The sequence below is a fragment of the Nostoc sp. DSM 114159 genome (genome assembly GCF_053470285.1).
In genome coordinates this window covers 5,550,060-5,562,846 of the sequence record NZ_JBPFEH010000001.1, presented here as the reverse complement: position 1 = coordinate 5,562,846, position 12,787 = coordinate 5,550,060, and the positions used below count along the sequence as shown (strand labels likewise).

Here is a 12,787-nt window from a genome sequence, read left to right as displayed (position 1 = left end):
CCTGCGGCGGGCGTAGCCATCGCTAAAATACCCCTCTTCGTGACTCATCCCGTTTCTTGTGGCGTTGAACCCTCTTAATTTGGCAACGGTATTGGAATAAAGAAAGATATTTCAGGCGATCGCGTAATATTGAAAAGTTCCGGCGAGTCAAACTTTTCTGGGTCATGATTCGCCGCTCCCAGTGTCTACACAGTTGTTAAAGCTGCCTGCTTTGAAACGCGATCGCTAGCTTTAATTAAATCTGCTGCTTTTTCGCCAATCATAATGGTGGGTGCGTTAGTGTTTCCCGTGGTGATAGTTGGCATAATTGATGCATCTACAACGCGCAAACCCTCAACACCATGTACCCGCAGTTCGGGGTCTACCACTGAATCGGAGTCGGTTCCCATTTTACAACTGCCGACGGGATGGTATACAGTATCACAGGTTTCTCTGACGTAAGCTGCCAGTGCTTCATTACTAGTTACATCAGTAAGGGGAGCAGCTTCCTCACCTCGGAAGTCATCAAATGCATTTGATTGAAATATTTGACGGAGAATTTTGATTCCTGCAACCAGCTTTTGCAAATCGGATTCACTTTGAAGACAATTCATCCGAATTACGGGTGAGTCATGGGGGGAAGCAGAACGCAAGGTGACACTACCACGACTTTGGGGATTTGTCAGACAGGCTGTAGCTGCAAATCCAGGGACTTGGCGGGCGTATGCAGGATGTGTCCACAAAACAGGGCCAGAGAAAAACTGTAAATCTGGCGCAACATCTAAACGACCTTCAGTATGCAGGAACAATCCAGCTTCGGCGATATTGCTAGTTGGAGCAGGTTCTAAATCCTGAGTCGCTTGATGTGCAACGGCGACAGTCAGGTGGTCTTGGAGGTTTTGACCGACACCAGGCAAATCAACAACTACAGGAATGCCTAGCTCACGCAGATGTTCTGCATTGCCAATTCCAGAAAGCATGAGTAGTTTGGGAGAATCGAACGCGCCAGCAGAAAGAATTACTTCCTGATTCACAAAGGTTTGATGTATCGTTCCCTCGTGCAGATATTCCACTCCAATAGTGCGTGTTCCCTCAAACAATAACCGAGTGACTAACGCACCAGTAGTAACGGTTAAGTTAGGGCGATTCAAAATTGGTACTAAAAACGCTGCTGCTGTACTGTGCCGCTTCCCCTCTTTAATAGTTAACTGATAAAGTCCTGCACCTTCTTGTTGTGCGCCATTAAAATCAGGATTAAGCTCATAGCCAAGTGCAACTGCTGCTTCTATAAATCGATATGATGTTAGGGCAGGTGCCAAGGGATCTGTGACACTCAGCAATCCATCGACCCCGTGAAATTCAGACGCGCCATGCTGCTGGTTTTCAGATTTCTTGAAGTAGGGCAACACATCTTGGTAACTCCAACCAGGATTGCCTAATTCTTGCCAGCGATCGTAATCATACCGATTGCCGCGAATATAAATCATGGCGTTGATTGAACTGGTGCCGCCTAAGGCTTTTCCACGCGGACAATAGATTTTACGGTTATTTAGGTAACCTGAGTTCGGGATAAGGAAAGGGACAGGTAAAACGCTGCGAAAGCCAGCCTCAATCGCTGGATTTGTCTCCTTTTCCTGCACCCTCGCAGACATTTGTGCCATTACCTCGATCTCTTACCTATGCCATTGCCTATTGCTTACAATAACAACCATTTTTGATTTCTGAGCAATATCTGCTACTCTCTTGGCAAAGGATTGTACCAGCGATCGCTTGGTAAGAGCAGTTTATCTGACTCAGCCGGGCCCCATGTATTTGGTTCATACTCGTAAACAGGTGTGACGTTATCGAGAATTGGCTGGACAATCCGCCATTCCTCTTCCACGGTATCTTCCCGTACAAATAAGGTGGGATCGCCCCGCATGGCATCACCCAATAGACGTTCGTATGGTTCCATCTCGTCGCCACCTCCGTAAAAGGCTAGGAGTTCAAGGGCAGAGCCTGTCATATCTTCTCCAGGAATTTTAGCGCGAGCGCCCAATCCCACAATTACCTCCGGATCGAGTAAAAAACGAACATAATTAGTGTTTTCTTTTCCTCCTTCTTGGAAGACATCTAAAGGCGGGCACTTGAGCTTGACCATCACCTCAGTAGTTTTAACAGGCAAATTCTTCCCAGCCCTGATGTATATAGGAACTCCTGACCACCGCCAGGTATTAATAAATAACCGCACGGCAGCAAAAGTTTCTACTTGGGAGTCAGGAGAAACACCTTCTTCGTTGCGGTAACCGCGAAATTGACCGCGAATAATCTCATTAGGTTGCAGTGAAGGTATAGCTTTAAGAATACGCTCTTTTTCATCGCGGATGGCATCAAAAGCCGTACTAGCGGGAGCATCCATGCACACTGAAGCCAATACTTGCAGCATGTGGTTTTCCACTACATCCCGAATCGCACCAGTCTCCTCATAAAAGCGCCCCCGTCCTTGAATGCCAAAGTCCTCTGCCATCACAATCTGGATGCTTTCAACGTAGTTGCGATTCCAGATCGGTTGCAGAAAAGAGTTGGCAAACCGAAAATAGAGTAAATTCAGCAGTGGTTCTTTGCCCAGGTAATGGTCGATGCGATAGATGGATGATTCGGGAAAAACTGATGCCAGAATTTGATTTAACTCGCGTGCTGATTGCAAATCCCGTCCAAATGGTTTTTCAATTACCACCCGCGCATTTTTAGCACAGCCTGATTTGCCCAATCCTGACACTACTTGTGCAAACAGACTCGGTGGAATTGCCAAATAGTAGAGGGGACTGGTTGCATCACCAAGGGCTTGACGTAATTTTTCGTAAGTTTCTGGTTTGTTGTAGTCACCTGCAACGTATTGGAGTTGTGCCGAAAGTTTCTCAAATGCGGTTGCATCTACACCGCCATGATGTTCTAAGCTCTCGCGTGCCCTTTGGCAAAGTTGCTCCGTCGTCCAAGGTCGTCCGGCAATGCCAATGACTGGGACATTGAGATGACCCCGCCGTACCATTGCCTGAAGGCTGGGGAAGATTTTTTTGTAGGCTAGGTCACCTGTTGCCCCAAAAAATACTAGTGCGTCTGAATCAGGAGTTCCCATGACTAACCTCTTTAGGAATTAGCTTTTTCATGATGGCCGCCAAACTGATAGCGCATGGCTGACAAAAGTTTGTCGGCAAAGTCTGCTTCGCCACGGGAGCTAAAGCGAGCAAACAACGCTGCACTTAACACCGGAGCTGGTACAGATTCATCGATCGCCGCGATCGCTGTCCAACGACCTTCGCCAGAATCCGATACGCGACCGCCAAACTCTTCTAAATTCGGGCTTGTCAATAAGGCGATCGCTGTCAAATCCAATAGCCAGGAAGCAATTACACTACCCCGACGCCAGACTTCGGCAATATCTGCGAGATTAAAGTCATACTGATAATGCTCTGGATTCCTTAATGGTGTGGTTTCAGCATCGATCTCGCGCTGATTCTTGCCGACGTTGGCGTGGTGAAGAATATTCAACCCTTCTGCATACGCCGCCATCACCCCGTATTCAATACCGTTGTGCACCATTTTGACGAAGTGTCCCGCACCGATGGGCCCGCAGTGGAGATAGCCTTGCTCGGCAGTACCGCCTGCCTTGTCTCGTCCTGGAGTGCGTTCAATTGCTCCTACACCCGGAGCTAGAGTTGCAAAAATGGGATCGAGGCGTTTGATGGCCATTGGTTCGCCACCTATCATCAAGCAATAACCCCGCTCCAATCCCCAAACACCTCCACTCGTACCGCAATCAACGTAGTGAATGCCTCGCTCCTTGAGTGTGGCCGCTCGACGAATGTCATCGTGGTAGTATGAGTTACCGCCATCTATAATAATGTCGTCTGGTTCGAGTAGCTCAATGAGCGTTTCAATGGTTTCATCCACCGAAGCCGCAGGCACCATCAACCAAAGGGCGCGGGGTTTAGATAACTTGCTGACTAGATCGGCGATTGAGCTTGCTCCGGCTGCAATTACACCTTCGCTGACCATTGCCTCCAATTTCTCAGTACGGCGGACATAGCCGACTACACGATGCCCAGCACGCATCAAACGCTGTGCCATGTTTGCGCCCATACGTCCGAGTCCAATCATTCCAAGTTCCATAGGTTTTTCGCCTCCTGGTTTTCAGCTTTTTGCGTTCAATAGCAGCCACGCTTGCTGCTATTCCTCTGTTGAGACACTTACGCTCAGACTGAGTTAAAGCAAGTGTAATTTTACTGCTCAATAACAAACTGGTAATCAAGGCGATCGCGATAATTAATATTCATTAGGTATCAGAAAGCGCGACGCCAGTCAGAATTATACTCAGGGACTTCCAAAAAATAAATCATACCAATTTGGGATTTTAAATAGAAAATCCTTACCATCAGGTAGTTTCATAAGTCTCAAAGGATACCAGCTATCCGTTGTTGGTATAAGTTGATGTCAATGATTATCGTTGGAATCAGGCAATAGGTTATAGGCAAGAAAATTTTTATTGTATATTTCTCTAGTTGTTGTATCTCTTCTTTTAAAGGTTGGTTTAAAATTCTTTTCGCGCTAAAAAATTTCCGTAACTTCTCTCTAAACCACTGTAGCTTAATTTAGGAACATAGTTCCGATACCAAATTTAAACGTGAATGATGGGCAGTTGCATAAAACTTTCAACACCAAACTATAAGTCAATGTATTGATGTTCATCTCAAATTATTTGCCATCAAGGCAGGAAAAACACACAATGTATATCCAAAAACTTTCTACTTCTCTATTTTCCCGAACTACCTGGTTAACTGGAACTAGTTTGGCCGTCATGCTTAGTTCTGCTTCTCTAACACTTGTGTTTGGTCATTCTGCTCGAGCGGAATAGCACTAAGAAAAGCTCTAAGCTATACAGGATAGGTGCTACAGATTTAAACAGTGTAGGGACGGGGCAGGCGATTGTCGTTGATGAAGTGTTGGGATCGCTAATAAAGTTTGCTCCTGGCGTAAGCGCCCGCCTTGTTGGGATGCTTGCGGCGGTAAACTAGACGATGCCTAACTCCAGACAGTGCAAAGATGTACGGGTTGTCCCAAAAATTTTTAGATAGGAAAAGCTTACTCGTTCATGGAATACTTTCCTTGAGACGAGCAAGCAAACATCATAAATACTACTGTGACACTACTAATACAAATCCTCAAGGATAAATTTAATTCATCTTTGGGATTACCTTTTAAAGAGTTGTTACCAACAAGTATAATTGAACAAGTAATGAAGGAGCTAAACATTAGATATTATCAGCGATTATTTGACCCAATAGTAACGCTTTGGGCGTTTTTATCTCAAGTTTTGGATACTGATAAAAGTTGTCATAATCCGGTGAGTAAAATCATTGCTTCTTTGGCAGGAGAAGGAGTAGAAATCCCATCAACTGATACAAGTGCCTATTGTCAAGCTTGGTCGAGATTACCAGAAATATTATTACAAAAACTTTTTCGTGAGACTGGACAAAGCTTAGAACAAAAAGTAACTACAGAATATTTATGGTGTGGACGAAATGTGAAAGTAATAGATGGGTCTACCAGGGAAAACGCATCTAAATATTGACAAAGTGGTAGGTAAGGTGTGTACAAAGTAGTACAAAAAAACTAGAAAAGGGCATCAGGAGCGATCGCTGGCTTGAGTGAGGGTTATTAATTGGACTGTAATGGTAAAGTCATAAGTAGAGTAAAGCCCCCAAAAAAAGCGTGAAGCTCAAGCCCAAAATCACCATTGCTGACCATTTTGCACAGATGTCAGACCCACGCATAGACCGCACGAAGCGACATAAGTTAATCGATGTGGAAGTAGCAGTTTTAACTTCTCCCACTGCTCGTTACTTAACTCACCTCGATTCATCAACACACTATGCCTGCGTTCGCCTATTTTTTAGGATACAACGAGTTTGAAAACACGCCCTAGCCCGCACTTCGGCAAAGCTCAGTGGCCACCGCAGGCATCGCTGCCAGTACGCTTGCTCTTAAGAAGCTCAAGCTAGTTTGCGGTGATAAAATCAGAAGAATCAGCCGTTTTAAAATTACGAAAAGCTACAAACTTAACTAATAGGGATTAGCGCAGAATGAATGACCAGCAATTATTTAACGATCGTCTGGCTGTGTTGGCGACAATGCACCAAAAAGAAAAGGTAATTGCTCCACTATTAGAACAAGAGTTAGGTATCAACGTTATAGTACCACAGGATTTTAATACTGATATTTTTGGCACATTTACTAGAGAAGTAAAACGTCCGGGAACACAAATCGCCGCAGCTAAATTCAAAGCAGAGAAAGCTTTAGAATTCACAGGAGAAAATTTAGCGATCGCCAGCGAAGGTAGTTTTACACCCCATCCATTAGTTCCTTACATTTACTGTAATAGAGAAATAGTTTTTTTCTTAGATAAAATCAACAATCTAGAAATTATTGGTCAGGAAATTTCTACAGATACTAACTTTAATCATCAAATTATAACAAATTTAGAAGAGGCGTATATTTTTGCTAAAAAAGTTGGTTTTCCAGAACATGGATTAGTTGTCTGGTTTGAAAACTTAGAAAAGAGACGTAATGAGATAACGAAAGGTATTACAAAAGAAATAGATTTGATAACATTAGTTGATTTTGCATTACATAATTCACCAAATAGTCAGGTAAATATTGAGACAGATATGCGGGCGATGTATAATCCCACTCGGATGAAAAATATTGCAAAAGCTACCCATAATTTAATCAATAAAATTAGTAGTTGTTGCCCAAAATGTAATACCCCTGGTTTTGAAATAACTGAAATAATTAAGGGATTACCCTGTGAATTTTGTCAGCTCCCAACCACCTTACCACTGACCGCAATTTATCAATGTAAAAAATGTGGTTTTAATCAAGAGAAACTATTTCCTAATGGTATGGAATTTGCGAATCCAGCCCAATGTATGTACTGTAATCCGTAGGTTATCTCTACACGGGGAGGATGTGGGGGATTGGTCAAAATTGCGATTGCTGGGGGTGCGTAGCTTGCCGCCGTAGGCATCCATCGCTTAACACCTAAAATACTGCTATGGTCAATCACTACCTGATGAACTAGTATTAAAATCTGTTTGCATAACTTGACAAAACAATCACTAATGAATGTTCAGCGCAGTTAAAATTGTGGTTTCTTATATTGCAACAAAAGAATTTGCAACATGAAGCCATTGTCAGTAGACCGAAAAGTTTTGCGATGCCTTCGGCGGGCGCAGCCATCGCTAAAAAATAGTAGTCTGTGATACCGTTTTTGGAGAAAGTGCAAAAGCTGAAAGACTTGGATAAATGATAAATTTAGCTTATTAATAAACTCCAAAAACCAACAAACATCAGCCGGACGGTAAATAAACTTCGCAGGCTACCCCATAGTTGCGGTCTACTGAACTTGTCTTCCTGTGGATCTTGCTGGCATCTTGATAAACTTGCTGTAGTAGTGCCTGTTGTGCTTGCAGATTAGGAGCAGCCAGTCCATTACTACGTCCATCTTGGTTGATTGCACTACCTCGGATAACTGCACAGCATAGAGAGTTTAAAAGTTCAAGCTACCTCGTAAGCTAAACGCTTTACTTCTCCACCTTTTTTTTAATTTACATTAAGCGCATTTGTATAGTTTTATACTGATTATATAATAGTACTTACTAATGTACAGGATATCAACAACAGAATCAAGGGTTACTATAAAACGTTTTACTAAACCCACTTTCCCACTTTGTACTTAAGTTTTATATAATAAAATATACAAAAAATTAATACGGCAAAATATTTAGTTTAATTACTACCTCTACACTTGACTAACTCTCGAGAGAGAATTGCAACCATCCCAGTCAAAAAATTTGGCGTTAATGATGTAATTGGTTCATTACACTGGGTGCAACTATTACGTAAGCCAGTTCCGCACAGGAAACAAAACTGCGATCGCGGCAATAACCATATCTCTTCAGAGCCTGTGCCTGGAGTCCAACAGTGAGGGCAAAATTTCAGAACATCTGACGCGACTATTGGTACACCGTGGACAACAGCATAAAGGTACTCAGATGGAATCTGCAATGGCTAACCCACGCTGACTTTTACTATTGAGCTTGGTAGTCATGCCTCGTTCAATCTTACCCAAGCTTTGAAGATGAATGCCTGCACATTTTTGAGGCACAAACAATCCTCAAACCCATACAGGGCAAGAAAAATACACTAAATGCTCAAAAATCAGTAAACCCAGATATATCAAGAAACTAGACAAAACCATGTTAAAGGCTCTCTGTATATAAATTTGAGGCTTTTTTCTGGCTACTTTTTGTCTAAGTCCCACTAACAAAATTCCCGCTTTGAAAAATGACACAGCAAACCCAAATATTAGAAAATCTGCTTTCTCCTCAGTTATTGAGAGTGAAAAACTTGGCACAATAACTATAGACTACGCACTAATGACTAATGACTATGAACCAAAAAGATGTAGTTGTAATTGGTAGTGGTATAGGGGGGTTGAGTTGTGCTGCTGTTTTGGCGCGATATGGCTTTGATGTGACTGTTTGTGAGAGTCATACAATTGCTGGTGGAGCGGCGCACAGTTTTGAACGTCAAGGATTTAAGTTTGATAGTGGCCCTTCTCTTTACTCTGGGTTGTCTTACACTCCTTCCGTTAACCCTTTACGACAAGTGCTAGATGTAATTGGTGTGGATTTGCCATGTGTGACTTATGATACTTGGGGTTGTCGGCTACCAGAAGGTGATTTTGATACATCTGTGGGTGCAGAACAGTTTTGTGAAGTGCTGGCAAGGCTGCGAGGTGAAGATGCAGTGTCCGAATGGCAACGCTTGCAAGCGGTGATGACACCACTAACCGCAGCGGCGATCGCTCTGCCTGCATCTGCATTACGTTTAGATATAGGTGCAGCTTTGACTATCAGTAAATTTGCTCCATCGTTAGCTAAACATACTGCCAATATTCTCAAGTTAACGGGGTCTTTTGACCGGATCGTGAATGGTGTTGTCCATGACCCCTTTATTATTAACTGGTTGAACTTGTTGTGTTTTCTCCTCTCTGGACTACCAGCGTCAGGAACTAACGCCGCAGAAGTCGCATTTATGTTTGCGGAGTGGTACAAATCAGGAGTAGCGTTAGATTACCCTGTTGGTGGTAGTGGTGCTTTAGTCAATGCACTGGTGCAAGGACTAGAAAAACATGGCGGGAAATTAATGTTAGGCTCTCATGTTGAGCAAGTTTTGGTACAAGGTAAACGGGCGGTAGGTGTCAAGCTGCGAAATGGGGAAGAAATTCGGGCGCGGCGAGCAGTTGTTTCTAATGCTTCGGTATGGGATACGTTAAAACTATTACCAGAAGGGGCAGTACCAAAAAAATTCCGCAGCCAACGCCAAGCCATACCAGAGTGTGATAGTTTTATGCACTTGCATCTTGGTATTGATGCTCAAGGTTTACCAGCAGATTTAGCTTGTCATTATATTGTGGTTAATGATTGGCAATTGGGCATTACTGCACCGCAAAATGTTGTGGTGGTATCAATACCCTCAATTCTTGACCCATCGCTTGCACCCCCAAGTAAACACGTAATTCACGTTTACACTCCCGGTAATGAACCCTACACACTTTGGCAAGGGCTAGATAGGAGAAGCCAGGAATATGAGCAACTAAAGCGATCGCGTGCCGAGGTGATGTGGCAAGCTTTAGAACGAATCATCAGCGATATCCGCACCCGTTGCGAAATCACCCTGGTTGGTACACCCCTCACCCACGAACGTTTTTTACGCCGCCATCGTGGTTCCTATGGCCCGGCAATTTCTGCCGCTAAAGGTTTGTTTCCTGGTCACGGTACACCTTTAGCGGGGTTGATGTGCTGCGGTGACTCCACATTCCCTGGCATCGGTTTACCCGCCGTCGTCGCTAGTGGGATGATTGTTGCTAATACCCTGGCTCCTTTGAGTAAGCATTTAGCTATGTTGGAGGAGATAAGTTAACGTGAGTTCGACGCTTAGAAAAAGGCAAAAAGCTTGCTATGTATAGATTTGCCAAACTGGGCACACAACAGCGATCGCTCCTGATGCCCTTTTCTAGTTTTTTTGTACTACTTTGTACACACCTTACCTACCACTTTGTCAATATTTAGATGGGTTTTCCCTGCTCTCTCTAGGTAACCGAGTTACTGATGTCTGGACTGCACACATTACCTATATCAAGATGTTAGATTACAATTTTGGCTACCAACGTAAAACTGATTTGGTTCCAGACTATCATCAATCCCCACCTGTAAAAAATTCCACCCCACCCAAAGAAGTTTGGGAGAAAAACGGGTTTTTGACCATGCATCCTGGTGTTTAAAGCCCTAATTTGAAAGTGATTGCCTATACGTAGATTCTCTGCGGCTTGCTCCCAGGCGATCGCTTTCAAATTTGCACACTATACAAATGCTGGTGCGTGGTTATTAGCTATATTGTTATACATTCTAGTAAGTTCCTGTAGACGCTCAACTTGATATGATTCAAGTGAGTAAAAAGAAGCTGATTTGATTATTTGTTTGAGTTCTTCTGCCCACTGTCTATAAGTTGAAGTGCCAATAGTTCCTTCAGACGACTGAATATAATTAACTAAAACTTGAGGATTGACTTTAAATGTACTAATTCCATATTTTTTAGCACATTGGAGTAAGAATTCATAGTCAGCAAATATTCGGTGGCAAAGATTCCATTTTAAAGCATGATTACGGTAATGAATGAATCCATTGCTATCAAAAATTTCTTGTTGACTAATGAATTTATCAAGTGTGCAGTTTGGGTTACTGGGAGAAAGAAAAGTTTTACTCATGCGTATAGTTTTATATCAAAGAACACTCGTGATGGTGTTGGAGGATTTTGGTGGGGAGTCATTAGCAAAATTGAGTTCTGAATTGCCCGAGTTTAGCCCAATGTCCCTGCCTGATTTCTTGCGTTTGGCGATTCAGCTCACAGAGATATTGGGTAACATTCACAGCAACAATGTCATCCACAAGGACATTAACCCCAGTAATATCGTTCTCAACCTAGCTACTGGGACGGTAAAAATTATTGATTTTGGTATTGCTACACGATTTGCTCGCACGAATCCGAGCTTTAAAAACCCTAATGTATTAGAAGGCACGTTGCTTATATCTCACCAGAGCAAACGGGAAGAATGAACCGGATGCTGGATTACCGCACGGATTTTTACTCGCTAGGAGTCAGTTTCTACGAACTGCTAGTTGGGCAATTGCCGTTTGTCGCAACAGATGTACTGGAATTGGTGCATAGTCATATTGCTCTTGAGGCTGTTCCACCCCACAAAGTGAATACAGAAATTCCTGAAATTGTTTCTGGCATCATCATGAAATTAATGGCGAAAAATGCTGAGTCACGATATCAAAGTGCTTGGGGAATCAAAGCAGATTTAGAGCAATGTCTGCACCAGCTAGAAAACACAGGTGGAATGGAAGCGTTCCAATTAAGTAGTCACGATGTTTATGATAAGTTTCAGATTCCGCAAAAACTCTATGGACGTGAAGCTCAAGTTGAGAAGTTATTGGCAGCGTTTGAGCGAATCAGTACAGCCTCAAGTTCAGTAGTAGATGCATCCACAAAGGGCAAGCCTCAAAGTGAGATGATGCTTGTCACAGGTTATTCAGGGATTGGCAAATCAGCCCTAGTGCAAGAAATTTATAATGTTATTGATATTTGCCACTAATTATTTGGTTAGTTATTAAGAGGATAAAAAATGAATCAAAATAAAAATTTCTTGCGGGCAGAAGAATTGAAAATAGGTATCTACAATCCAATAATCTGGAGATTGAATATACAAGGCAAAGAAAAGCCCAGCCGAAACGACTATATTCAAGGGTTTGGGCTTTTACCAGATTTTGTTCTTAAGGCTAATGGAATTTTAATATCTGAGCAAAAAGAGAAAGACAAAATCAGCGTAAAAACTGGGAATTTATCTATAATACACATCCCGAACACAGACTCATTACCGATGATGCTCTCCATAGAATTCCGGGTTTTGATCCAGACTTGGAAAACCTCAAGGCTAAGGTTCGCCAGCAAATTGAGGAGGAAATTAATCCTTTTATTTCTGATTCTTTTTTGAATAAGAGTACGAAGGAAATCATTCGTGCAGGGAATAACTTGGCAATCTGGCACACACTTTATCCTGATGATAAAGTCACAATTTTTCAGCAAATTGTCCATAACATCACTGTCCAAAACAGAGAAGTTAAAGAAGTTACTGTCAAAATTTGAAGGTTTATTTTAATTTGGGCTTATGAACACTCAAAAAATTTTTGATTTAAATAAACTTAGATGTGAAGTTGCTATGCAACAAGCTCTACAGAAATGGCAACCGCAGCCTAAAACTTATGGTATTGAATGTCCTCGATGCAATTCCACTCGGCTTGTAAAAAATAGTAGATATAATGGTATCCAAAAATATCTATGCAATGACTGCGATCGCACATTTCAAGAAAGACCATGGTTTGTGTGTGAATGTCTAATTCCAGGTAATCAGCTAAAGTGTCAGTCTTGTCCTCAGTTTAAAGAGTTTTTAGGCCTAGTCAAGCAAAGAATGGCGGAATTGCGTTTTTTGAGCTTTCAAGAGTTACAAAACCTCAAATCTTCTGATACTGTGACTGAAACACTTGATTAATCTCAATTGTTTAGTATAATTTATTACTAACTATCTGAAGCCGCTCCATAACACTTAATTCTCTAACAGATTTTCAAATCCTCCGAAAATTATTGC

Annotated in this window: 15 protein-coding genes and 1 pseudogene; 9 read left to right on the top strand and 7 right to left on the bottom strand. The window is 42.4% G+C overall.

The window, feature by feature from the left end; genetic code table 11:
• Nucleotides 1–22: 22 nt before the first annotated feature.
• From ACR5KR_RS23200 to gnd, 4 genes are all read right to left on the bottom strand, one after another.
• Nucleotides 23–166 carry a hypothetical protein gene (locus ACR5KR_RS23200; protein ID WP_448268148.1) on the bottom strand — a complete coding sequence of 48 codons (144 nt, stop codon included), beginning with the start codon at nucleotides 164–166 and terminating at the stop codon, nucleotides 23–25.
• Between the two features lie 19 nt (nucleotides 167–185).
• Nucleotides 186–1,640 carry a GMC family oxidoreductase gene (locus ACR5KR_RS23195; protein ID WP_448268147.1) on the bottom strand — a complete coding sequence of 485 codons (1,455 nt, stop codon included), beginning with the start codon at nucleotides 1,638–1,640 and terminating at the stop codon, nucleotides 186–188.
• A gap of 74 nt (nucleotides 1,641–1,714) precedes the next feature.
• A complete protein-coding gene (gene zwf / locus ACR5KR_RS23190; RefSeq protein ID WP_445630311.1) occupies nucleotides 1,715–3,094 on the bottom strand; it encodes a glucose-6-phosphate dehydrogenase in 1,380 nt (459 codons plus the stop codon).
• Nucleotides 3,095–3,105: 11 nt separating this feature from the next.
• On the bottom strand, nucleotides 3,106–4,128 hold the full coding sequence (gene gnd / locus ACR5KR_RS23185) for a phosphogluconate dehydrogenase (NAD(+)-dependent, decarboxylating) (RefSeq protein WP_445630312.1): 1,023 nt from the start codon (nucleotides 4,126–4,128) through the stop codon (nucleotides 3,106–3,108).
• A gap of 1,027 nt (nucleotides 4,129–5,155) precedes the next feature.
• Here gnd and ACR5KR_RS23180 point away from each other — a divergent pair.
• The 3 genes from ACR5KR_RS23180 to ACR5KR_RS23170 all read left to right on the top strand — a co-directional run bounded on the left by ACR5KR_RS23180 (nucleotide 5,156) and on the right by ACR5KR_RS23170 (nucleotide 6,962).
• Nucleotides 5,156–5,587, top strand: coding sequence for a hypothetical protein (locus ACR5KR_RS23180; RefSeq protein WP_445630313.1), 432 nt, complete (start codon nucleotides 5,156–5,158; stop codon nucleotides 5,585–5,587).
• 140 nt (nucleotides 5,588–5,727) lie between these two features.
• Nucleotides 5,728–5,928: a hypothetical protein gene (locus ACR5KR_RS23175; protein WP_445632278.1), complete on the top strand. Its 201-nt coding sequence runs from the start codon at nucleotides 5,728–5,730 to the stop codon at nucleotides 5,926–5,928.
• 170 nt (nucleotides 5,929–6,098) lie between these two features.
• Complete coding sequence (locus ACR5KR_RS23170) at nucleotides 6,099–6,962, top strand: DUF6671 family protein (protein ID WP_445630314.1); 864 nt, start codon at nucleotides 6,099–6,101, stop codon at nucleotides 6,960–6,962.
• A 402-nt stretch (nucleotides 6,963–7,364) separates the two neighbouring features.
• Here ACR5KR_RS23170 and ACR5KR_RS23165 read toward each other — a convergent pair whose 3' ends face one another.
• Nucleotides 7,365–7,502 (bottom strand): hypothetical protein, encoded by a 138-nt coding sequence (locus ACR5KR_RS23165; RefSeq protein ID WP_448270301.1) that lies wholly within the window; start codon nucleotides 7,500–7,502, stop codon nucleotides 7,365–7,367.
• 301 nt (nucleotides 7,503–7,803) lie between these two features.
• The gene (locus ACR5KR_RS23160) at nucleotides 7,804–7,959 is read right to left on the bottom strand and encodes a hypothetical protein (protein ID WP_448270300.1); all 156 of its coding nucleotides are present in this window, start codon (nucleotides 7,957–7,959) and stop codon (nucleotides 7,804–7,806) included.
• Nucleotides 7,960–8,466: 507 nt separating this feature from the next.
• On the opposite strand from ACR5KR_RS23160, the gene ACR5KR_RS23155 reads away from it, so the two are divergent.
• Complete coding sequence (locus tag ACR5KR_RS23155) at nucleotides 8,467–10,002, top strand: phytoene desaturase family protein (protein ID WP_448270298.1); 1,536 nt, start codon at nucleotides 8,467–8,469, stop codon at nucleotides 10,000–10,002.
• A 112-nt stretch (nucleotides 10,003–10,114) separates the two neighbouring features.
• Entirely contained in the window at nucleotides 10,115–10,363 is a 249-nt protein-coding gene (locus ACR5KR_RS23150) for a hypothetical protein (protein WP_445630316.1), read from the top strand.
• Between the two features lie 78 nt (nucleotides 10,364–10,441).
• Here the strand turns inward: ACR5KR_RS23150 and ACR5KR_RS23145 are convergent, their stop codons facing one another.
• Complete coding sequence (locus tag ACR5KR_RS23145; protein WP_448268146.1) at nucleotides 10,442–10,846, bottom strand: hypothetical protein; 405 nt, start codon at nucleotides 10,844–10,846, stop codon at nucleotides 10,442–10,444.
• A 13-nt stretch (nucleotides 10,847–10,859) separates the two neighbouring features.
• Here ACR5KR_RS23145 and ACR5KR_RS23140 point away from each other — a divergent pair.
• The 4 genes and pseudogenes from ACR5KR_RS23140 to ACR5KR_RS23125 form a co-directional block, all read left to right on the top strand.
• Nucleotides 10,860–11,722, top strand: a pseudogene (locus ACR5KR_RS23140) (protein kinase domain-containing protein); the annotation flags it as partial.
• A gap of 45 nt (nucleotides 11,723–11,767) precedes the next feature.
• On the top strand, nucleotides 11,768–12,136 hold the full coding sequence (locus ACR5KR_RS23135; protein ID WP_445630317.1) for a hypothetical protein: 369 nt from the start codon (nucleotides 11,768–11,770) through the stop codon (nucleotides 12,134–12,136).
• Entirely contained in the window at nucleotides 12,133–12,288 is a 156-nt protein-coding gene (locus ACR5KR_RS23130; RefSeq protein ID WP_448268145.1) for a hypothetical protein, read from the top strand. The genes ACR5KR_RS23135 and ACR5KR_RS23130 overlap by 4 nt, the downstream gene beginning before the upstream one ends.
• Nucleotides 12,289–12,310: 22 nt before the next feature.
• Nucleotides 12,311–12,691: a transposase gene (locus ACR5KR_RS23125; protein ID WP_445630319.1), complete on the top strand. Its 381-nt coding sequence runs from the start codon at nucleotides 12,311–12,313 to the stop codon at nucleotides 12,689–12,691.
• The last annotated feature ends 96 nt before the right edge of the window (nucleotides 12,692–12,787 follow it).

What these genes read in the sequence shown, in the direction of transcription:
- ACR5KR_RS23200 (WP_448268148.1), bottom strand. Translation starts at nt 166, where the DNA reads ATGACCCAGAAAAGTTTGACTCGCCGGAACTTTTCAATATTACGCGAT.
- ACR5KR_RS23195 (WP_448268147.1), bottom strand. Translation starts at nt 1,640, where the DNA reads ATGGCACAAATGTCTGCGAGGGTGCAGGAAAAGGAGACAAATCCAGCG.
- zwf (WP_445630311.1), bottom strand. Translation starts at nt 3,094, where the DNA reads ATGGGAACTCCTGATTCAGACGCACTAGTATTTTTTGGGGCAACAGGT.
- gnd (WP_445630312.1), bottom strand. Translation starts at nt 4,128, where the DNA reads ATGGAACTTGGAATGATTGGACTCGGACGTATGGGCGCAAACATGGCA.
- ACR5KR_RS23170 (WP_445630314.1), top strand. Translation starts at nt 6,099, where the DNA reads ATGAATGACCAGCAATTATTTAACGATCGTCTGGCTGTGTTGGCGACA.
- ACR5KR_RS23155 (WP_448270298.1), top strand. Translation starts at nt 8,467, where the DNA reads ATGAACCAAAAAGATGTAGTTGTAATTGGTAGTGGTATAGGGGGGTTG.
- ACR5KR_RS23145 (WP_448268146.1), bottom strand. Translation starts at nt 10,846, where the DNA reads ATGAGTAAAACTTTTCTTTCTCCCAGTAACCCAAACTGCACACTTGAT.
- ACR5KR_RS23135 (WP_445630317.1), top strand. Translation starts at nt 11,768, where the DNA reads ATGAATCAAAATAAAAATTTCTTGCGGGCAGAAGAATTGAAAATAGGT.
- ACR5KR_RS23125 (WP_445630319.1), top strand. Translation starts at nt 12,311, where the DNA reads ATGAACACTCAAAAAATTTTTGATTTAAATAAACTTAGATGTGAAGTT.